Below are 19271 nucleotides of genomic sequence, written 5' to 3' on the forward strand. Positions count from 1 at the left end.
TATTTCAGACGGACTTGGCTGAGCAAACGGGATCGCAACCAATTTGCGGTTCGCTGGTTGTCGGACGGAACTTTTCCGTGGTTCCCTGGCATGTGAGCCTTCCGATGCGCCTCTGCCGACCCATCCTCGCTGTCGCCCTCGTCCCCACCTTCGTCCTCTTGGCAAGCCCTTGTTTTGCCGAGTCTTCCGGGCCGATTCCCGTCAACAATCCACCCGGGCAGCAGACCGCCTTTATCGATTTGCTGGCGCTGATGTCCGGCCACTGCAAGACGTTGAAGGTCGCCGGCCGCACCTTCGCCTGCAAGACGGTGGCCTACGCCCACGGCGACAGGGGCCGGGTCAATTTCACGGTCGCGGTCGACGATCCCGCCGACGAGAATCACGTCGTGTCGTTCTCCGGCGAGAACGGCAAGCGCGCCGACGACAACTCCTATGAGCTGCCGATCGACCGCATGCTGCTCAACTCCAAGGACCGTCCCAAGGTCGACGGCCTGCCGGTGCCGGCCGAGCAGACCTCCACCGGCCTCTGCCGCCAGACCGGCAATTTCGCCGCCAAGAAGGTGACTGACGTCACCTGCTCTGCCACCGACAGCGAAGGCCGTCGCTACGAACTGCTGTTCGTCTCCGACGGCACGCCCGTGAGCGTGCGTCGTATCAGGCAGTCGGCGCCGTCGATCCAGGATCCGTTCAAATAGCGGTCCTTCTTCGCTCTGCATGCGGGGCCAGGTGAACCGCCGCCTGCGCGGCACAGCCGGATCAAATCCTTTCGTTGAAACTTCGGAACCGGCAGGTATGCTCGGATGCGTCCTCACCGAGGAGGCGCCCATTGCAAACACAGGCCAGGCACAGAGTCAGCAATGAGGATGGTCATCGCGATCAAACGGCTCCTGATCGCCTGCCTGTTCGCAATCCTGGCACATGAATGCCCTGCAGCCGACAGTCCGGGGCAGCGCTCTATCCTGGTGCTGGAAGACGCCGACTTTCGTTCGCCATTCTATTCGGAGATTTTCGCCGGTATCCGCACGGCTGCGAAGGAAAATGGGCAAATCCACACCGTGATCTACGGCGAAAGCCTCGATCTCGCCCGTTTCCCGGGACCGGACTACGAGGAGAGCCTCGTCGGTCATCTCAAGACCAAATACGCGCATCGGCCGATCGACATCATCGTCTCGATCGGCGTCGCGTCGGCGAAATTCCTTCAGGCGCGCAAGCACGACATCTGGCCCGCCGCCCCCGTGGTTTACGGCTTCGTGCCCGATCTGCCCGAGACGCGCGCGCTGTTCCTGCCCGGCACGACCGCCATCTTTGCCAAGGTGTCTCCGGCGCAGATATTGACTGCGGCACGCGCGGTCGTTCCCGACTTGACTGGCGTCGTCCTCGTTGGCGATGCATGGAAAAATCCGCTGATATATGGCCACTGGAAACAGGAATTCGCGACCACGATGCCGGGTCTCGAAATCATCGATCTGTCCGGCATGGTGCTGCGGGAGGTGCGAGAACGGGTCGGCTCCTTGCCCCCTCGTTCTGCGATTCTGACCTCGGCGATGTATTCCGACGGCGAAGGCACCCACTATTTGCCGGCCGCGGCGCTTGCGCGCGTCGCCGAGCGCGCGAACCGCCCGATCATTATCACCTCCGACACATTTCTCGGGCGAACCGGGGTTGGCGGCTTCCTGCTGCTGCCCGAAAACATCGGACAGGAAGCCGGCCAGTTGGCAATGCGGATTCTCGGCGGCGAATCGCCGTCGAACATCCCGCCCGTTGCCGGGGATAACGTGAAGCCGATCTTCGACTGGCGACAGCTCAAGCTCTGGAATGTGGACGAAGCCCATCTGCCTCCCGGAAGCGAGGTGCGTTTCCGAGAACCGAGCTTCTGGGAGCAGTACTACTGGCGTGTCATGATCAGCGCCGGCGTGGTGCTGGTGCAGGCGATGATGATCGGCATCCTCCTGCGCGAGCGCAGGCTGCGATTCCAGGCGGAGGTCGAGGCACGCCAACGCATGTCGGAGCTAGCCCACATGAATCGCCTTGCGACCGCGGGCGAGATGTCCGCCACGATCGCGCATGAGTTGAGCCAGCCGCTCGCCGCCATTCTGATCAATGCTGAGACCGCCGAGCAGGTGTTGCAGACACCGGCACCTGACCTCGGCGTGATCAGCGAGATACTGGGTGACATTCGCCGAGACGATAAGCGCGCTAACGAGATCGTCGTTCAGGTGCGCTCATTTTTGAAGAGGGCCCGCACAGAGCGGATCGAGCTCGATCTCAACGCGACGGTCAGCGATGTGTTTAGGTTCCTTTCCATTCAGGCCCTGACCTACGACGTTGCGCTCGCGACGGATCGATCGTCCTTGGATATTCGCGTAACTGCCGACAAAGTGCAGCTCCAGCAGGCTATTCTGAACCTGGTCATGAATGCCATCGAAGCGGTGGCCGATCTGCCGGAGGATCGGCGACGCATCGTCGGTCGAACCAGCCTTGCGAACAATCAGGCCATGATCTCGATCGCAGATGCCGGCGACGGCATCTGCACAGAAAAGGTAACCGAAATCTTCAAGCCGTTTTTCACAACCAAGACGCAGGGAATGGGCATCGGCCTCTCGATCACGCGCACGATCATCGAGGCACATGGCGGGCGCATCTGGGCCGAGAACGCGCCGACGGGAGGCGCCGTCTTTCATATCAGCCTGCCGCTGGCTGTGGCACGGTCGTAAGTCGAGGCCCTCTGCCGTTCAAGTCGCTCCGCCCGTCACGTGAACGCCTTTTCCAGCGTCGCGAAGATCACCGCAAGCGATTTGTCGTGCCGCGTCACCGGCGGCACCGGGCGATCGATCTTCATCAGCTGATAGACCGCCATCTGCGCCGCGCGCACCGAATATTCGACGGTGAACACGACGTCATCGGGGATTTCGACGAACTGGCTGACGAAGGCGAGATTGACGGAATTCCTGGGCACCGGCAGCGGCCGGTCGTCAGCGGTGCGCGGCATGAACATGCTGGTGATGTAGGGCATGCGACAGGGAACGCAGATCGCATCCTCGAACACGGCAGGGTCGAAATTCAGGTGACCGCAAAGCTCCTTCAGGATGTCGGCGCCGCCGCAATCGGACATCGGCTTGGCCACGAAATTGCCGACGCGGTCGGGATGCAGTGCATAGCCCCAGAACACCTGCACGTTGTTCGGCTGTCCGGCGAAATGCGGCTGATGATACAGCACCACCGACATCAGCCAATTGGAGTCCCTGAACGTGACGAGACCGCCGGTGCCGGCCTTGTTGCCGGAGAACGCCTCCATCTTGTCGAAGAAGCGCGGATCGCGGCAGGTGACAGTGAATGACTGCCAATAGGATTCCGGGATCGACGCGTTGAACGCGGACGGCTTGCCGAATTCTGGACGGCCCTTCGCGATTTTCTCCCACAGCACCCAACCCCGGCTCTCGGACTTGGTCAGGCGCGGAGCCGGCTCGGTCATCGAGCCCAGGCTCGAGGCGTCCGTCATCGAGCCGTTCTGAAAGAACACGAGATCGCCGTCCTCGAGCTGGACATTGGCGGTGCGGCCGTCGCGGTCGAGTACGAGCTGGCGCACCCGCAAGCGTCCGTCCTCGCTCTCGATCGCCATGTCGGTGACGGCAGTGCCGCGCACGAACTGAACGCCCCGCCCCTTGAGCCAGTCGGCAAGCGGCCGCACGATCGCGTCATACTGGTTGTAGACGGTGCGCTTGACGCCGGCGAGAGTCTCGATGCGCGGGAACTCGTTCATGAAGCGATGCAGATAGCGTTTCAGCTCGACCGCGCTGTGCCAGGCCTGGAAGGCGAAAGTGGTCTGCCACATGTACCAGAAATTGGATTCGAAGAATTTGGGCGACAGCCAGTCGGTGATGCGGCTGTTGCCGAGCGTCTGCTCCGAGGCCTCCGTGAGCCGCAGCAACTCGAGCCGGTCGCGCCCTGAAAATCCCATATGCGAGACATCGAGCTTGAAGCGGTTGCGATCGACCAGCCGCGCTCGCGAATGCGCGGGGTTCTCGGTGTTGAACGCGACGGTTTCCTCGCGCACGCTGAGGCCGGGATGTTCGAGCGAGGGAATGGTCGACAGCAGGTCCCAGGTGCATTCGTAGTGATCGGTCGTGAGCATGCGTCCGCCGCGCAGCGAATAAGCGCCGTTCGCGAGCAGCGCGCCGTCGAGGCTGCCGCCGACCAGCGGCTGCGCCTCGTAGATCACGATGTCCCGCCCCGGCAGCTGCGCGTCACGAACCAGGAACGCCGCGCCCGCGAGCGATCCAACGCCGCCACCGATGAAATACGCCTTCATGTCTTGCCTCGATCTGCAATTCGAATTGTCGCGGCGACATTGCATGGCGAGACACTGGCCGGAGTTGCGCTGGATTAAGCGCAACGCGCGTGAGGATCACGTTGAGTTGAGCGTTTGACTGATCAGCTCCGGCATGCCGTCCTTTCGCGACATCATCGAATCACGTCTTGACATTGCGGCCGTACCTCGGAGCGACCCATGACGCGCGATCGCCTGTTTCTGCTGCGCCCTGGTTTCGAGGACCCGGCCTTTCCTGGACGCCGTTTCTATTGCTGGCATTGCGCGCTGATCGAGGGCTTGCTGGTCTCGTTTCCGCAGCTCGCCGACAAGCTCGACGTCGAGCGCATCGCGTGGCCACGCCCGCGGCACGCCGTGATCGCGCTGGCTGGCGAGGAGAACCAGTCGTTGCCGCTGCTCGTGCTGGCGGTTGGAGCGACCTCGCCGCACCAGACCGGCAGCCATCAGGGCCGCGCGTTCATTGCCGACAAGGACGCCATCCTGGGCGCACTCTCCGAACGTCACAGCTTTCCCGATCCGCATCCGTGAGGGGAGAGCGTTCGCGTGACTCTCGTGCCCCGGGCGTAGCGCAGCGTCTCTTCAACGGTGCGCTGCAGAGCCGGAGCCCATGTCTCTAGGGGATCTTGTGCGGCATTGGGTCCCTGCCACCACCGATGACGTGATTGCGTCATTCGCGGCAGAGTGATGGCAGGGTTGCAATCGACGCTGGTGATGCGACAATAAATCTCACCAGACGCACGCAGCCGCGCGAATCGGGCGCCGATGAAACTGCGTCGTTTCGACGCCCGCACTGGCCGGAACGCGCCGGATGACCATGTGTTGTCACACGACATTCAACTGGAGTGATGACATGAAGTATCTCTTTGTCGCGATGGCCGTCGGTGCTGCGGCGCTTGCAGGCGGATCCGCGGCGAACGCGGCCAATCATTCAAGCGCGAAACAGAACGCGCCAGCCGCCCAATCAACCGACATCAGCGCGCAGCACAGGCACCACCATCACGGCCATCGCCATCACTGGCGTCCTCACCACCATCACGGATTTCATCGTCCGCACTACCGAAGCTACGGCTATTATCCGCGGCACCACGGATATTACGGCGGCGGACCGTACGGATATTATGGCGGCGGCGGTCCCAGCGTGACGTTCGGCTTCGGCGGCAGTCGCTGGTAAGACGAGAGGCAGCAACACGAAAGGCCCGCGAAATGCGGGCCTTTTTTGCTCGTCAGCCTATCTCCGCAAGATCCTCCCCGCCGTCTGTTGGCCGCTCGCCAGCGCCGCTTCGACCGTGCCCATGTCGGCTCCGCGATAGAGCGCCTCGCCGGAGAACAGCACCGGCCCGTCGGCGCGCGCGAGGATCGTTTGCGCCTCGCGCGTTCGCGGCGTCGCCCAGGAATAGGCGCCGCGGGCGTAGGGATCGTGCGCCCAGTTTGTCGCAACGGCCGCGATGAGCTCGTGCGCGAGATCTTCGCGCGAGAGGCCGAAGACGGTCGCAAGCGAATCGAGCCCGGCGTCGATCAGCGCTTGCGGGTCGAGCTGCGTCAGCGCTGCCGTGCGCGGGCCGCCGAACCATCCGGTCAGCACGGGATGCCGGTCCGGGTATTGCGTCCACCACACCGGGATGGCCTGGTCGGTCAAAAGGAAGCTCATGTCCGCAAGCTCTTCCTTGCGCTCGCGCCACCATGGCCGCCTGAAGTGCAGCAGGATTTTTATCACGTTACCGAAGCCGATGTCGTCGGCAGACGCCGCCTTCAAGCGCGCGCTCTCCGGGAGGGCGATCTCGCGCAGCAACGGCAACGGAACAGTGAGGATCACGCGATCGCAGCCATGCACCCCGCCGCCGACACAGCGAACGGCGAGCGCGCCGCCCTCCTCCTCGATCGCCGACACCACGCAGCCGAAGCGAAGAATCACGCCAAGTTTGCGGCACTCGGCCGTCAGGAACTCGATCATCGCACCATAGCCGCCCTTGACCCGCGCCTGCGGAGAGTGCCCGCCAGCCATCCATTCCTCGCGCAGCGCCAGCGTCGAAGCGCGCTCGGGATCGGCCGCATCGTAGCCCTCGACCATTCGCTCGATCGCATGGCGCAGCCGCGCGTGCTCATCGCCGGCAAAATGCCGGCGCAGGAAATCGGCGACGGTGAGGTCGTCGTTCAATTCCCGAACCACGGCGTGCAGCTCAGCCTCATGCGGATCGTGGCGATCCTCGCGCACGATGTCTGCGCCGTCAAAGCCCCACCGCTCGCCTTCGATCTCCTGAAGGGACAACCCGGCCTCACGCAGCAGCGCGCGCGTGACCGGCGCCTCGCCGTGGACGAATTCGGCGCCGCCATCGGCGGGGTAGCCGAACTCCGAAGCTGACAGCGGGTGAATACGGCCGCCGCAGCGCTCGCGCGCCTCCAGGATCGTCACTGACTTGCCCGCGCGCGCCAGCTCGCGCGCCGCCATCAGGCCGGCCGCGCCGGCACCGACGATGACGATATGCTCTGATGTTGCCGACATCTCGGTGCTGCTACTTGCCCACGGCCTGCGGATCGTTCTGGATCAGATAGCGCAGCAGCAGGACACCGCCGCCGAGATCCCGCGTGCTCTCCAGCCTCATCGCAGTCAGCGGTGCACGCCGGTCGCCGTCGGAGTCCGTGGAATCGAACACGAAGGGCGCGCCCCTGGCGCCATCGATCGCGGGACTGAGGATCAGGTTGAACTCGTCGATCAGGCCGGCACGCAGGAACGCGCCGTTGGCGACGCCCCCGCCCTCCACGAGCAGGCGCTTCACGCCGAGCTCGCGGTTGAGAATGTCCACCGTCAGTGCGAGGTCGATCTCGGACTTGCCGGCAAAGATATAGGACACGCCCTCGCCGCGGAGTCCGGCGAGATGCGAATCGGAGACGCTCTCGGTCAGCACGACGACGATCGGATCGCCGCCGATATCGGAACGGCCCCAGCCGATCTTGCCCTTCGCATCGAGCACGACGCCATAGGTTTTCGCGTCACGTCGCGCGAACCAGTTTTCGCGCGGAAATTTCGCGTCCGTCGTCGCCGGATAAGGCTCGCGCTTGGCGAACTCCGAGCCGGTGACGCGGCCGATCACCCAGGCATCGCCGCCGAGCTCGTCGTGGATCTTCTCGAACCAGTCCGATCCTGGTCCCTTCGGGCGCCAGCGGCTCGGATGGGTGCGGCCGTCCAGACTCGAATGCATCAGACAGATGACGTAAGGCTTCATGCGCATCTCCGGGCCGCGCTCAGGCGGCCGGCTCATTGCCCTTCTCACTCCCCGTGGCGCGTTTGTTCACGATCACCGCGAGGGGATTGAGCTTTGGCGGCGCGACGAGTTTGAGCGTGTTGGTGTCGCGATGGTTGAACGGCGCGCCGCGCACGAACAACTCGGTCTGGATCAGATAGGTCCAACTGCAGTCGTCGTTGAAGGTGATGTCGCAGCGGTAAGCGTCGGTGCGGAACGCTTGTTCCAGAAAATCAGTCGAGCAGATCCCGTAAGCGGTGTCGCCGCGCTTGGCCGTGACAGAGATCTCCTTGTCGTCCGGCCCGGCCTTGCCCGACGCCAGCAGCACCTGCCCACGCGGGATCGCCAGCGTCTGCATGATCAACCCGGTCGCGGGCTCCCACAACCAATAGCCGACCTGGTCATGGAAGGTGATGTCTTCCTCAGGCGTGTTGATATGGATGTGATAGCGCAGCCCATAGAGCAGCTGCGGGCCGTTGGCCTGGGGATCGATCGGGTCCATCCGGATGCGCTCGATGAAGGTCCGCCGCTCCGGCCCTTCCGCCTTCGGATTGATGTCGATACCCTTGTCGGCCTGCCAGACACCGGCGAGACGGCGGAGCGGGCCGAGATTGGCAAGGCCGTCGGGCGAGACGTCCTCGGGCTCGGTGAAGATATCGGCGGGAAGGGGGAGCATGGGTGTCCTCGCGTCGTTGCGAGGCAGCAATAGCATGAGAGCGCCGGCGTGGCTCGGTCTCAAGCCTCACAATCGCGAATGGACGTAGGCGCCACGCGCAGACGATCCATGATGCGAAACGGAGCCGAACCTCCTCAGTTCGGCTCCGTCGCCAGGATGCTTAGTGGCGGTGGTCGCGGACCTCGGGGTGAGTCCGGTGATCCCGGACGATGGGTTGATCGCGATGGTCGCGCACGACGGGCGGGTCGCGATGGTCGCGGACGATGGTCGTCGCGTTCGAAGGCGTCATCACGTTCGCCAGTGCGATCGCTGCAAGAGCCACGAGGATGTAGTTGCGCATGAGTTTTGCCTTTGCTTGGTGGATCACTGCGAGCCACCTGACACCAAGCTAGATTGATCAGCTCGAATGATATGTGTCGTCGATCACCCGGCGATGATCGATGCGCTGTCAGCCGTGCCATCGTCCAATCGCAGGAGAGGCGGACGGCGACCTCACGATCTATTATGATTCGTCTACGTCCCGGCGGACGGGCCTCCGCGGCCCCGAGACGAGGACATCTCGCGCCCAATATCATTGCATCGTCGAATCCCAGCATACTTGATACGCCCTGCCGGTTTGCAATCAACGTCGCGTCTGCCGCAGTTTTAATCAGGCCATAAGCATTTGTGTTCGGTGTTCCCGTTTGCGCCACGGAATCACGGTGATAAGATCACGGCCTCAGGATTGTGAAATACACCATAGGCGATGAAGCCACTCCTAAACTAGCGTTCACGTGACGTCCGTTATTTCAAGTGAGTGGTTTGGAATGCAGCAGGCTTCGGTCGAGAAGTTCTCGGACCTCATCGGCGCGATCTACGACTGCGTGATCGCGCCGGAACGCTGGACGGGCGTTCTAAACGAGATTCGCACGGAGCTCGGCTTCGCGACCGCCGTGCTATCGGCATATAGCCTCACGAACATGAGGATCGGAGTCAATGCCGCCTCCGGGACCGACCCTGTCCAGACGATGGCCCAGACCAGCATCGAGTATGCGCCTGATATCGTCGAACTCTGGGGCGGCGTTGAGCGCATCCAGCAATATCCGCTTGGAGAACCGATCATTCGATCCCAAGCGGTCCCGGAGGAAATAGTCCTCGGCAATCGCTATCACCTGGAATGGGCTCTCCCCAAGGGCTTGTTCGACGCCGTCGGCGTCGCCCTCGTTCGCGAAAAAACAATGATCGGCAATGCGACATTCAGTCAGCATCAGTCGGACGGGGCCATTGACGATGCGCAGGTTAGCGGATTGCGCGTTCTCGCACCTCACATCCGCCGCGCCGTGATCATCAGCAATCTGTTCGACATGAAGACCGTGGAAGCCGCGACATTCACCGCGACAGTGGAGGCCCTGACGGTCGGAGTCGTTCTGACGGACGACGATTCGAAGATCGTTCACACCAATGCCGCAGCCACAGCCATGCTCGCGGCAAACGATCCACTTCTGGCTCGACATGGCCGGATCGCCGTTCAATCGGCGACCACCACCAGCACGTTGCAATCGGCCATCGCGCAAGCAGCAAAGGACGAGGCGGCACTCGGCCAAAAAGGCATCAGCATCCCAATCCCCCGCTCGAGCGGAGATCCTCTCGTCATTCACGTTCTGCCGCTGCGACGCGGCCACATGCGGGCCGGCCTGGTCCAGCGCGCCGCCGCCGCTCTGTTCGTGGCATCTGCCTCCGGTCCGCCGCAGCTGCCTCACGATGCTCTCATCCAGCTCTACGATCTGACGCCGGCCGAAATTCGCATCTTCGAGCTCATCTGCGATGGACAGACACGCGACGCGATCTCGTCGCAACTCGGAGTGTCGGTCAGCACCGTGAAAAGTCACCTCTTGCACGTCTTCGAAAAGACAGGTTGCCGGCGCCAAGTCGACCTGGTCAGGCTGGCAAGGTCGCTGACGTTTCCGGTGTAGGGAAGCTCGGGGTGACGGTACGCTCCGTCGTCCAGTGATTTTGAAGTGAGTGGTTTGGAATGCAGCAGGCTTCGGTCGAGAAGTTCTCTGACCTCATCGGCGCGGTCTACGATTGTGTGATCGCGCCTGAACGCTGGACCGCCGTTCTGGATGAGATTTGCGCCGAGTTCGGCTTTGCCACCGGCGCGCTCTCGGTCGCCAGCCTCACCAACATGAAGGCCGTCGTCAACGCGGTGTCCGGGTCCGACCTGGCCCAGATGGCCCAGAACGGGGTCGGCTACGGCCCCGATATCATCGAGCTCTGGGGCGGCGCCGAGCGCATTCAGCAATATCCGCTCGGCGAGCCGATCGTTCAATCCCAGGCGGTCCGGCCGGACATCATTTCCAGCAACCGCTATTATCGCGAATGGGCCCTGCCCAAGGGCTTGTTCGACGCCGTTGCCGTCGGCCTCGTACGCGACAGGACGATGGTTGGAAATGCGATATTCAGCCAGCATGAGTCGGCAGGCCGCATTGACGATGCGCAGGTCGACGGATTGCGCCTTCTGGCGCCTCACATCCGCCGCGCCGTGACGATCAGCAATCTGTTCGACATGAAGACGGTGGAAGCCAACACATTCTCGGCGACGGTGGAGGCCCTGACGGTCGGCGTCGTCCTGGCCGACGAGGATTCGAACATCGTTCACACCAACGCCGCAGCCGCGGCGATGCTCGCGGCCGGCGATCCGATCGTGGCAAGGCATGGCCGGATCGCGGTTCAATCCGCAGCGACCACGGCCGCTTTGCAATCAGCCGTCGCGCAGGCGGCAAAGGACGAGGCGGCGCTCGGGCAAAAAGGCATCGGCATCCCGATCCCGCGCCAAGGCGATGACCCTCTCGTCATCCACGTTCTGCCGTTGCGACGCAGCCACACGCGATCCGGTCTGATCCAGAGCGCCGCTGCCGCCGTGTTCGTGACGTCCGCCTCCGGCCCGCCGCGATTGCCTCACGATGCGCTCAACCAGCTCTATGACCTGACGCCGGCCGAGATTCGCATCTTCGAGCTCATCTGCGAGGGACACACGCGAGACGCGATCTCGGCCTTGCTCGGCGTTTCCGTCAGCACTGTGAAAAGCCACCTTATTCACGTCTTCGAAAAGACGGGCTGCCGGCGCCAGGTCGATCTGGTCAGGCTCGCGAAATCGCTGACGTTTCCGGTGTGAGGCCCGGGAGAGACGGCGCGCGGTCGGCCGGACCTCTGCGCGGACGGCGCCGGAACCTGTCGGAATGACCATTCCGCGGTGATCCAGGGCCAGTCCTCGTTCGTTCCCAGACCCACAGGTCGCTTGTCGAGGCGCTATGATCGCTGCTATCCGAGCTTTAGATGCGCCATTCCGGGCGAAGGCTGGTTTTCCCTGGAGGATCGAAGCGCTGCTGTCGACTGGCGCGAACAAAGGGCCGAACACAAAGGTGGATTGGGCTGATCTGATCGGACGCGTCGCCTCGGCCGGAGACCGGGAGGCCTTCAAGCGCCTGTTCGAGCATTTCGCGCCGCGCATCAAGGGATTGATGCTGAAGGCCGGGTGCAGTTCGGACGAGGCGGAGGAGATTGCTCAAAATACCCTGATCGCCGTCTGGCGGAAGGCAGGCCAGTTCGATCCTACGACGGCCGGGGCAGCGGCATGGATATTCACCATCGCGCGCAATTTGCGCATCGATTTGTTCCGCAGCAGAGCGCGGGCAGACCGCCTGCGGGGCACCTCTGAGCTTCCCGAGACGCCGGATCCTGCGGAACCCGCGGACGCCGTTATGTCCCGCGTGCAGGACGCGGCGCGGATCAATTCGGCCGTCAGGCAGCTCTCGATGGAGCAATCCATGGTGGTGAGATTGTCGTTCATCGAGGAGAGGCCGCACCCGGAAATCGCGAGCCTGCTCGGCATTCCGCTCGGAACGGTGAAGTCGCGGATCAGGCTGGCGATGAACCGCCTGAGAGACATATTGGACGAAGAAGCATGACGATCAGCCATCATCCACCGGAAGATCTTCTGGCCGACTATGCGGCCGGCAGGTTGGAAGAAGCCCATCAATTGGTGGTGGGGGTGCACGTTGCGGGTTGCGCTCGGTGCGGCCGGTTCGTGCAGGCCATCGAGCAACTTGGCGGCTTGGCTCTTGAAGATGTCGAGCCGGTGCCGGTCGCATCGGATGCGTTCGAGCAGGTGATGTCGCGCATTCACGACGCTCCTGAAGAGCGAGCGGCGCGGACTTCCGAGGCCGCTCGCGGCAGCGAGCAGGATATTCCGGCGGCGCTGCGAAACTACCGCATCGGCAAGCGCAGGCGCATCGCTCCGGGTCTGAGCATGCGACCGATCGAGTTGTCCGGATCGGGCACGGCGCGGGCATTTCTGCTTCGCTCCGCGCCGGGGACGCGCATGCTCGAACACACGCACACCGGAACCGAATTGACCCTCGTGCTCGAGGGCAGCTTCAGCCACCAGGGCGGCCGGTTTGGTCCGGGTGATTTCGACTATGGCGACGACGAGATCGACCATCGACCTTTGGTGGGCGACGAGGGCCCATGTGTTTGCCTTGTCGCAATGACGGGCGACCTGCGCATGAACGGCCTGCTTGGCAGGCTGATCGGGCCATTCGTGCGGCTTTGATCCGCTCGCCTCCTTCTTCCGCCGGGTGATCCGAACGCGCGCCCGGAGCGTTTCGAAGGAAACGCAAGGGAGACAGGTCATGGCCGGCTTAAGCCTGACGCAGGCGCAGAGCGAAACATTGCCCGAATTGTTGGCATGCGTTTCGGCGGGCGACGCACAAGCCTTCGCAGCGCTGCACATGCTGACGCGGAGCAGGCTGCGCAGGACTGCGCTCGCCGTCGGAACTCCGCCCCACGACATTGAGGACATTCTTCAGGAAGCCTATCTGAAGATCTGGCGCAACGCGGGTCGGTTCGACGGCGACCGTGCTTCGGCGATGACCTGGATGTCCGCCATCGCGCGGAATACCGCCATCGACCATCTGCGGGTCAGAAGACTGCCGACTCACGAGCTGGACGAGGCGCTGCTGGTTCCGACAAGTGCTGATCAGCCGGCGATCGACGATTTCGACTACGCCCGCGCCGAACCGATCGCACGCAGCGTGCTGGCTCGTTTGCCGGAAGACCGCCGCAGGCTGGTGGCGCTGGCCTATCTCGAGGGTGAGAGCCGTGCGAGCTTGTCGCGGCGCTTCGGTGTGCCGGTCGGCACCATCAAGACCTGGTTGCACCGAACCCTTCTGGCGGTACGCAAGGACTGCCTTGCCGCATCGGCTGCAGCCTGAAGCAGGCAAGGAACCCGCGCGTGGCCACAGAGATCATCGAATTCCCCATCCGTGGACACCAGGATCCGCTTGTGTCCTCCGTTGCGAGACTCGAGCAGATGGTGAGAGAGGTCGACGGTCTGGCGGCCAACCAGCCCGCGGAAGATCTCGATCATTTGCTCGCTGTCATGGAGCGCTTCGGCGATCGACTGGTCGATCTTGCGCACCTCGTGCTTGACGACGACGCCAAGCGGAGTGTCCAGATCGCATTCACATCGCTCTCCGACAAGATCGCGGCGACCCGAGAGGCCTTTGACGAGTGCGATGGAGCGACGGATCCCTGATTCGGCGCCACGCTCGTCCGTTCGACGCGTGAAATCAGTTCTGCGCGCCGATCCTAATTGAGGCGGAGCAGCGAGATGTTCAGCAAGGTCGCAAAACCCACCCAGCCGGCGTAGGGAATGAAAAGCGCCGCTGCCAGCCGATCGTTCGCCCATTGACGCCAGACAAAGGCAAGGATCACAGCAAACAGCGCAACAATGACGCCGAGCGCCACGTCCATGCGATGAAGCGAAAAGAAAATGGGAGACCATGCAAAATTCAAGATCATCTGCAGGCCCCATATTCTCATCGTCGTTCCGCGCGGCTCCGCCTCGAAGGTGCGGAATCCCGCCACGGCGATCATCAGGAACAGGGCCGTCCAGACCGGTGCGAACACCGCATCCGGCGGATTGAAAGATGGCTTGTTGAGCGCGGCGTACCACGCTCCCGGACGGTTCAGGACCCCGATCAGAACCCCCGCAGCAGGAACCAGAAACAGGAAAGCGGCGCATCGGTACCATCTGCCGCGCTTACGGTCGCCATCGTGCCGCAGCGCCCCGTCGTGCGTCCCGTCCATAATCAATGCGCCATCCGTTGAGCGACGAGAAATCCGGTCCAGGCGCTGACACCGGCGAGGACCGATCCCCAGCCCACGTCCGCGAGAGTGAGCGCCGTCGACCAATTCCTCAGCGTTGCCTGGTTGGTCAGATCGTAGGTCGCATAGGTGAAGCAGCCCAGCATCACGCCGGACATGAGGGCACGCAGTGCGCCGCCATCCTGCTGAGCCGGCAGCACCGCGAACCAGATCAGGCCGACGGGATAGGCCAGATAAAACACTGCGGCGGCGGCGAGGTCGGGCTGCGAGCGCAACATGTCGCCCAGCACCGGCCGGTAAAGTCTCTCAACCATGGTCTTGAGCCAGATCATGTCGAGCGCAACAAAGGTCGCAGCCACCGACAGATATGTAAAAAGCAGGCTCATGTCCGGTCTCCCCTCCGGTGTCGCAACCGGTTTAACAAAGGCATCGGCTGTAAACGACGTGAAGCCCTCGCTGGATCACGCGGCGCGCTCGTTCCGCCTTGCCCCGCAACCCTGTCTCGCCCTTGAGCCAGATCGGCGGCCGGAACTCCGATCATTCCGGCGCCTTCTTGGGCGGCCGTGGAAAGAAAGCGCTGGTGCGTGCCTGATAGTCCCGATACCGGCGGCCGCGGGATCGCAGCATCTGGACTTCGAGCGGGGGTATTCCGGTCACGTGCACGAGTATCCAGTACATGATCGCCGGCGCGATCAGGCTCGCCCAGCCCCATGCGTAGCCCGGCGACAGCGCGATGATCGGATAGGCGAGCCATCCGAGCCATTCGAAGAAATAATTCGGATGACGCGACCAGCGCCAAAGCCCGATATTGCAGACCAGGCCCGCATTTGCCTTGTGGCGCTTGAAGCCTCGCAATTGCTCGTCGGCGATCGCCTCGCCTGCGACGGCCGCAAGCATGATGGCGGCGCCGGCATAGTCCTGGACGCCCAGGGCGGCCCGTGGAGCGTGTGCAGCCAGGAAGACCGCGAATGGCAGCGGCACCGAGGCGAAGGCCTGCGACTGCAGGAAAGCAAACATGCGAAGCGGCGCCTGTGAGCCCCATTCCTCCGCGTAGCTTGCATATCGCGGATCGTCGATACCCGCTGCGGCGCGCCGGGCGATATGCGTCCCGAGCCTCACCGACCAAAGCAGCACGAGCCCGCCTACGAGCATCTGACGCACTTGCAGAGCCTCGCCGAATGGCAAAAGGGCCGCCACCGCCCCAACCAGACCGACGGAGTAGGTCCAGATCGTATCGACCCACCCGGAATTGCCGGTTCGCTGCTGAACGATCCAGGCCAGCCCCATCAACAGCGAAAGCGCAAGCGCGATGCCGGCGACGATCAGTATTTGCGGGAAATCCATGCCTCACCATACCCAAACTCGGATCCTTACGTCCGTCCCGTGCCCCGGTTTCGCGGGTGATCCACGCTGTCCGCTGGAACGTTTCCTCAAGCGCGGGTGGACAGGTCAGCTATTGGAGCTGTCCTGAGCCGGGCGGCGGACGACATTGGCCCGAAACCGGATGTTCCGGCCGTCGCTGGTGGTATTGGGGGCGATAAAGCATGCGTTTGGCGGTGATCGGGACGGGAATTGCCGGCAATGCCGCCGCGTGGCTCCTGTCCGAACGTCATGCCGTGACCGTCTACGAGCGCGAATTGCGACCGGGCGGACACAGTCATACAGTGCGCGTTGACTACGATGGCGAAGAGATCGATGTCGACATCGGCTTCATCGTGTTCAACGAGCCGAACTACCCGGAATTGACGTCTCTGTTCGCGCACCTGGGTGTAAAGACCGAGGAGACATGCATGAGCTTCGCGATGTCGGCCGACCATGGCCGATTCGAGTGGCGGGGCGGCGGCGAGACCTTCCTGCAGGTCGCCTCCGGCCTGTTTGCCCAGCCGCGTAACCTCTTCTCCCCGTCGTATTTTCGCATGCTGGCAGAGGTCCGCCGCTTCAACAAGGAAAGCGTCTCCGACTTGCGGGCCGGCCGGCTCCAGAACCTCACACTCGGCGAATATCTGTGCAAGCAAGCGTTCAGCCCGCGCCTGTTCAGCGATTATCTGGGACCGATGGGGGCCGCCATCTGGTCGTCGCCCTCGGCCGAGATCCTTGACTTTCCCGCGGAAAACTTCATCGCCTTTTTCGACAATCACCGGCTGTTGCATCTAGATCGACCGCTCTGGCGGACCGTGCAGGGCGGCAGCCGGCGCTATGTCGAGAAACTCACGGCCAGGTTCAAGGCCAGCATCCGGCTCGGCTGCGCGGTGACGTCGATCCATCGAACCGAGCACGGTGTGACGATCGGCGACAGTCACGGCCATCAGGACTCCTACGACGCTGTCGTGATGGCCTGTCACAGCGATCAGGCCCTGGCGATGCTGTCGGATGCCGACCCACGCGAGAGATCCATTCTCGGCGCGATCCGTTACGCTCCAAACACGGCCTATCTGCACCGCGACATCAATCTTATGCCGAAACGCCGCAATGCATGGGCATCCTGGAACTTCTTGCGCTGGCAACGCGAAACGCCTGCCCAGAACGACGTCGCCGTGACCTACTGGATGAACCGGCTGCAGGGCATCGACGACCGCAAGCCGCTGTTCGTCAGCCTCAATCCTCCTTTTGAGCCGGCGCCTCATCTCACCTTCGGCAAGTTCACATTCGCGCATCCGCAATATGACGCAAGCGCGTTCGCCGCGCAGAGGAATCTCCCCGAAATCCAGGGACGCCGCCGCACCTGGTTTTGCGGCGCGTGGACCGGCTACGGATTCCATGAGGATGGCCTGCGCTCCGGCATCGCCGTCGCCGAGGCACTTGGCAGTGCGGTGCCGTGGCGGCAGTCCGGCGCGTTGCTGGCGCAGGCTGCTGAGTAGAACATGTTGCAACCGGGCGCCCCAGAAGGAACGGCGACGTCATCTGCAGCCGCGCTCTACCTGGGCAGGGTGATGCACGCCCGCATGCGGCCCGTGCACCACAGGTTCGCTTACCGGGTCATGAACCTGCTCATCGACCTCGATCGGCTTGATGAAGCGGATCGCCAGTCTCGCCTGTTCGGCATCAATCGCGCGTCGGTTTTCAGCTTCCACGAATCCGATCACGGCAAGCGTGACGGCGCATCCTTGAGCAACCATGTGCGACGCCTGGCCGAACAACGCGATATCGATCTGTCGGGAGGGCGCATCCTCCTTTTGTGCTATCCGCGGCTCTTCGGCTACGTATTCAATCCGCTTTCGATCTACTTCTGCTATGGCAGCTGCGGCAATCTTGCGCTGCTGATCTACGAAGTCCGCAACACTTTTGGCGAAATCCATTCCTACATCCTTCCGGTGGAGGACCCTGTCGCCGACGGTGCCATACGACAATGCCAGGCGAAGGAGTTCTACGTCTCGCCATTCATGGAGATGCAAACGAAGTATCGCTTCAGCATTGCTCCGCCCGACCAGCAAGTGAAGGTCAGAATCGTGCAGACCGATGAGCACGGTGCGATATTTACCGCCGCATTCTCCGGGCAACGTCGCCCGCTGACCAGCCGCTCGCTGTTGGCGACGCTCGTCACCCTGCCACTTCTCACCTTCAAGGTCGTCGTGGCCATCCATTGGGAAGCGATCCGGCTTTGGCTGAAAAATGTTCCTTACGTCCCCCGTCCGAACCAACGCTGAATGTGAAGCCATGGACCTCGCAGCCACTCACCAGACTGCTCGTTTCGATGACGTTCCCTTGCTCGCGCGGCTCGCGCTGCGGCTTGCCTCGCGGCTCAAGCTCGGCACCGTGGATGTTCGCCTTCCCGACGGCAGAACGGTGGTGCTGCGGGGAACGCATCCGGGGCCGTCGGCGACCATCGAGCTCAACAGCTACGCCTTCGCGCGAAGCCTGGTCCTGGGCGGCGATATCGGCATGGCCGAGGCTTACATTCGAGGCGATTGGAGCACACCGGATCTCTCCCAGCTGCTTTACGTGTTCTGTCTGAACGACGATCTGGTCGACAGCGCCTTCGCCGGCAATGCACTGGTCCGGCTTTGCCGGCGCGCGCTGCATCGGTTGCGCCGAAACACGCGACTGGGATCGCGGCTGAATATCCACGCCCATTATGATCTCGGCAACGCTTTCTTTGCGGCCTGGCTCGATCCGAGCATGACCTACTCGTCGGCATTGTTCTCGCCCGATGCGACCGACCTGCTCGCCGCTCAACGGCACAAATACGAACAGCTGGCGAAGGCGATCGAGCTGCGGCCCGGCCATACCCTGCTCGAGATCGGCTGCGGCTGGGGCGGCTTTGCCGAATATGCCGCCAAAACTTGCGGCGCCAAGGTCTTGGCGCTCACCATCAGCAAGGAGCAGCACGCATTCGCCAGCCGGCGAATCCACGAAGCCGGGCTCGGCGACAAGGTCGAAATCCGGTTGCAGGATTACCGCGATCAGGACGGACAGTTCGACCGTATCGCCTCGATCGAGATGATCGAAGCCGTCGGTGAGCCGTTCTGGCCGACATACTTCAATCAACTGCATCAACGGCTCAAGCCGGGCGGTCTTGCCGGAATCCAGGCGATCACCGTCCGCGACGAGCTCTTTGACAGCTACCGGCGGCGCGTGGACTTCATCCAGAGATACATTTTTCCGGGCGGGATGCTGCCTTCGCCGAATGTCCTGCGCTCGCTCGGCGAACGCGTGCAGATGCCTCTGATCCGCGAACGGGTCTTTGGACAGGACTACGCCAAGACGCTCGCGGTCTGGCGAACGAGCTTCGGCCATGCTTGGACGGACCTGACCTCACTCGGGTTCGACGAGCCGTTCCGACGGCTGTGGGAATATTATTTGTGCTACTGCGAGGCAGGTTTCAGGGCCGAAAAGATCGACGTCCGTCAGCTGGTATTCGCGCGCCGAAGCTGACGTCGCTGAC

Annotated in this window: 21 protein-coding genes; 13 read left to right on the top strand and 8 right to left on the bottom strand. The window is 62.9% G+C overall.

The features are described 5' to 3' along the window. The first annotated feature begins 104 nt into the window (after window positions 1-104). A complete protein-coding gene (locus IVB45_RS33970) occupies window positions 105-695 on the top strand; it encodes a hypothetical protein (protein WP_247357742.1) in 591 nt (196 codons plus the stop codon). 360 nt (window positions 696-1055) lie between these two features. Continuing rightward, complete coding sequence (locus IVB45_RS33975; protein WP_247807536.1) at window positions 1056-2714, top strand: sensor histidine kinase; 1659 nt, start codon at window positions 1056-1058, stop codon at window positions 2712-2714. Window positions 2715-2749: 35 nt separating this feature from the next. Here IVB45_RS33975 and IVB45_RS33980 read toward each other — a convergent pair whose 3' ends face one another. Next, entirely contained in the window at window positions 2750-4309 is a 1560-nt protein-coding gene (locus IVB45_RS33980) for an oleate hydratase (protein ID WP_247357740.1), read from the bottom strand. A gap of 198 nt (window positions 4310-4507) precedes the next feature. Here IVB45_RS33980 and IVB45_RS33985 point away from each other — a divergent pair, with 198 nt between their 5' ends. Further along, window positions 4508-4855: a DUF3088 domain-containing protein gene (locus IVB45_RS33985; RefSeq protein WP_027565695.1), complete on the top strand. Its 348-nt coding sequence runs from the start codon at window positions 4508-4510 to the stop codon at window positions 4853-4855. A gap of 322 nt (window positions 4856-5177) precedes the next feature. Further along, window positions 5178-5498, top strand: coding sequence for a hypothetical protein (locus IVB45_RS33990; RefSeq protein WP_027565696.1), 321 nt, complete (start codon window positions 5178-5180; stop codon window positions 5496-5498). 57 nt (window positions 5499-5555) lie between these two features. On the opposite strand, the gene IVB45_RS33995 is transcribed toward IVB45_RS33990, so the two are convergent. The 4 genes from IVB45_RS33995 to IVB45_RS34010 all read right to left on the bottom strand — a co-directional run bounded on the left by IVB45_RS33995 (window position 5556) and on the right by IVB45_RS34010 (window position 8582). Next, on the bottom strand, window positions 5556-6827 hold the full coding sequence (locus IVB45_RS33995; RefSeq protein WP_027565697.1) for an NAD(P)/FAD-dependent oxidoreductase: 1272 nt from the start codon (window positions 6825-6827) through the stop codon (window positions 5556-5558). A 10-nt stretch (window positions 6828-6837) separates the two neighbouring features. Next, window positions 6838-7548 (bottom strand): dihydrofolate reductase family protein, encoded by a 711-nt coding sequence (locus tag IVB45_RS34000; protein WP_027565698.1) that lies wholly within the window; start codon window positions 7546-7548, stop codon window positions 6838-6840. A 19-nt stretch (window positions 7549-7567) separates the two neighbouring features. After that, complete coding sequence (locus tag IVB45_RS34005; RefSeq protein WP_027565699.1) at window positions 7568-8242, bottom strand: heme-binding beta-barrel domain-containing protein; 675 nt, start codon at window positions 8240-8242, stop codon at window positions 7568-7570. A 160-nt stretch (window positions 8243-8402) separates the two neighbouring features. Beyond that, window positions 8403-8582, bottom strand: a complete 180-nt coding sequence (locus IVB45_RS34010) for a hypothetical protein (protein ID WP_027565700.1) — start codon at window positions 8580-8582, stop codon at window positions 8403-8405. A gap of 523 nt (window positions 8583-9105) precedes the next feature. On the opposite strand from IVB45_RS34010, the gene IVB45_RS34015 reads away from it, so the two are divergent. The 6 genes from IVB45_RS34015 to IVB45_RS34040 all read left to right on the top strand — a co-directional run bounded on the left by IVB45_RS34015 (window position 9106) and on the right by IVB45_RS34040 (window position 13817). Next, window positions 9106-10194 (top strand): helix-turn-helix transcriptional regulator, encoded by a 1089-nt coding sequence (locus tag IVB45_RS34015; protein ID WP_247357739.1) that lies wholly within the window; start codon window positions 9106-9108, stop codon window positions 10192-10194. A gap of 59 nt (window positions 10195-10253) precedes the next feature. Beyond that, window positions 10254-11396 carry a helix-turn-helix transcriptional regulator gene (locus tag IVB45_RS34020; protein WP_247357738.1) on the top strand — a complete coding sequence of 381 codons (1143 nt, stop codon included), beginning with the start codon at window positions 10254-10256 and terminating at the stop codon, window positions 11394-11396. A 247-nt stretch (window positions 11397-11643) separates the two neighbouring features. After that, window positions 11644-12189, top strand: coding sequence for a sigma-70 family RNA polymerase sigma factor (locus tag IVB45_RS34025; RefSeq protein WP_027565703.1), 546 nt, complete (start codon window positions 11644-11646; stop codon window positions 12187-12189). Further along, window positions 12186-12833, top strand: coding sequence for a ChrR family anti-sigma-E factor (locus tag IVB45_RS34030; protein WP_247357737.1), 648 nt, complete (start codon window positions 12186-12188; stop codon window positions 12831-12833). Before IVB45_RS34025 ends, IVB45_RS34030 begins: the two co-directional genes overlap by 4 nt. 79 nt (window positions 12834-12912) lie before the next feature. After that, a complete protein-coding gene (locus IVB45_RS34035; protein WP_035961032.1) occupies window positions 12913-13494 on the top strand; it encodes a sigma-70 family RNA polymerase sigma factor in 582 nt (193 codons plus the stop codon). A 20-nt stretch (window positions 13495-13514) separates the two neighbouring features. Continuing rightward, the gene (locus IVB45_RS34040) at window positions 13515-13817 is read left to right on the top strand and encodes a hypothetical protein (RefSeq protein WP_247285712.1); all 303 of its coding nucleotides are present in this window, start codon (window positions 13515-13517) and stop codon (window positions 13815-13817) included. A 53-nt stretch (window positions 13818-13870) separates the two neighbouring features. Here the strand turns inward: IVB45_RS34040 and IVB45_RS34045 are convergent, their stop codons facing one another. From IVB45_RS34045 to IVB45_RS34055, 3 genes are all read right to left on the bottom strand, one after another. Further along, window positions 13871-14371, bottom strand: coding sequence for a TspO/MBR family protein (locus tag IVB45_RS34045; protein WP_247285852.1), 501 nt, complete (start codon window positions 14369-14371; stop codon window positions 13871-13873). A gap of 2 nt (window positions 14372-14373) precedes the next feature. Next, window positions 14374-14775 (bottom strand): DUF2177 family protein, encoded by a 402-nt coding sequence (locus IVB45_RS34050; RefSeq protein WP_247285711.1) that lies wholly within the window; start codon window positions 14773-14775, stop codon window positions 14374-14376. A gap of 151 nt (window positions 14776-14926) precedes the next feature. After that, a complete protein-coding gene (locus IVB45_RS34055) occupies window positions 14927-15733 on the bottom strand; it encodes a DUF1295 domain-containing protein (protein WP_247285710.1) in 807 nt (268 codons plus the stop codon). 200 nt (window positions 15734-15933) lie between these two features. Here IVB45_RS34055 and IVB45_RS34060 point away from each other — a divergent pair, with 200 nt between their 5' ends. Genes IVB45_RS34060 through IVB45_RS34070 form a run of 3 tightly spaced genes read left to right on the top strand, consistent with a single transcriptional unit; the run spans window position 15934 to window position 19261 of the window. Further along, window positions 15934-17247, top strand: a complete 1314-nt coding sequence (locus IVB45_RS34060; protein WP_247285709.1) for an FAD-dependent oxidoreductase — start codon at window positions 15934-15936, stop codon at window positions 17245-17247. A gap of 3 nt (window positions 17248-17250) precedes the next feature. Then, on the top strand, window positions 17251-18033 hold the full coding sequence (locus IVB45_RS34065) for a DUF1365 domain-containing protein (protein ID WP_247285708.1): 783 nt from the start codon (window positions 17251-17253) through the stop codon (window positions 18031-18033). Window positions 18034-18043: 10 nt separating this feature from the next. Then, window positions 18044-19261 (top strand): cyclopropane-fatty-acyl-phospholipid synthase family protein, encoded by a 1218-nt coding sequence (locus tag IVB45_RS34070; RefSeq protein ID WP_247285707.1) that lies wholly within the window; start codon window positions 18044-18046, stop codon window positions 19259-19261. Window positions 19262-19271: the final 10 nt, after the last annotated feature.

The sequence above is a fragment of the Bradyrhizobium sp. 4 genome (assembly GCF_023100905.1).
GTDB lineage: Bacteria > Pseudomonadota > Alphaproteobacteria > Rhizobiales > Xanthobacteraceae > Bradyrhizobium.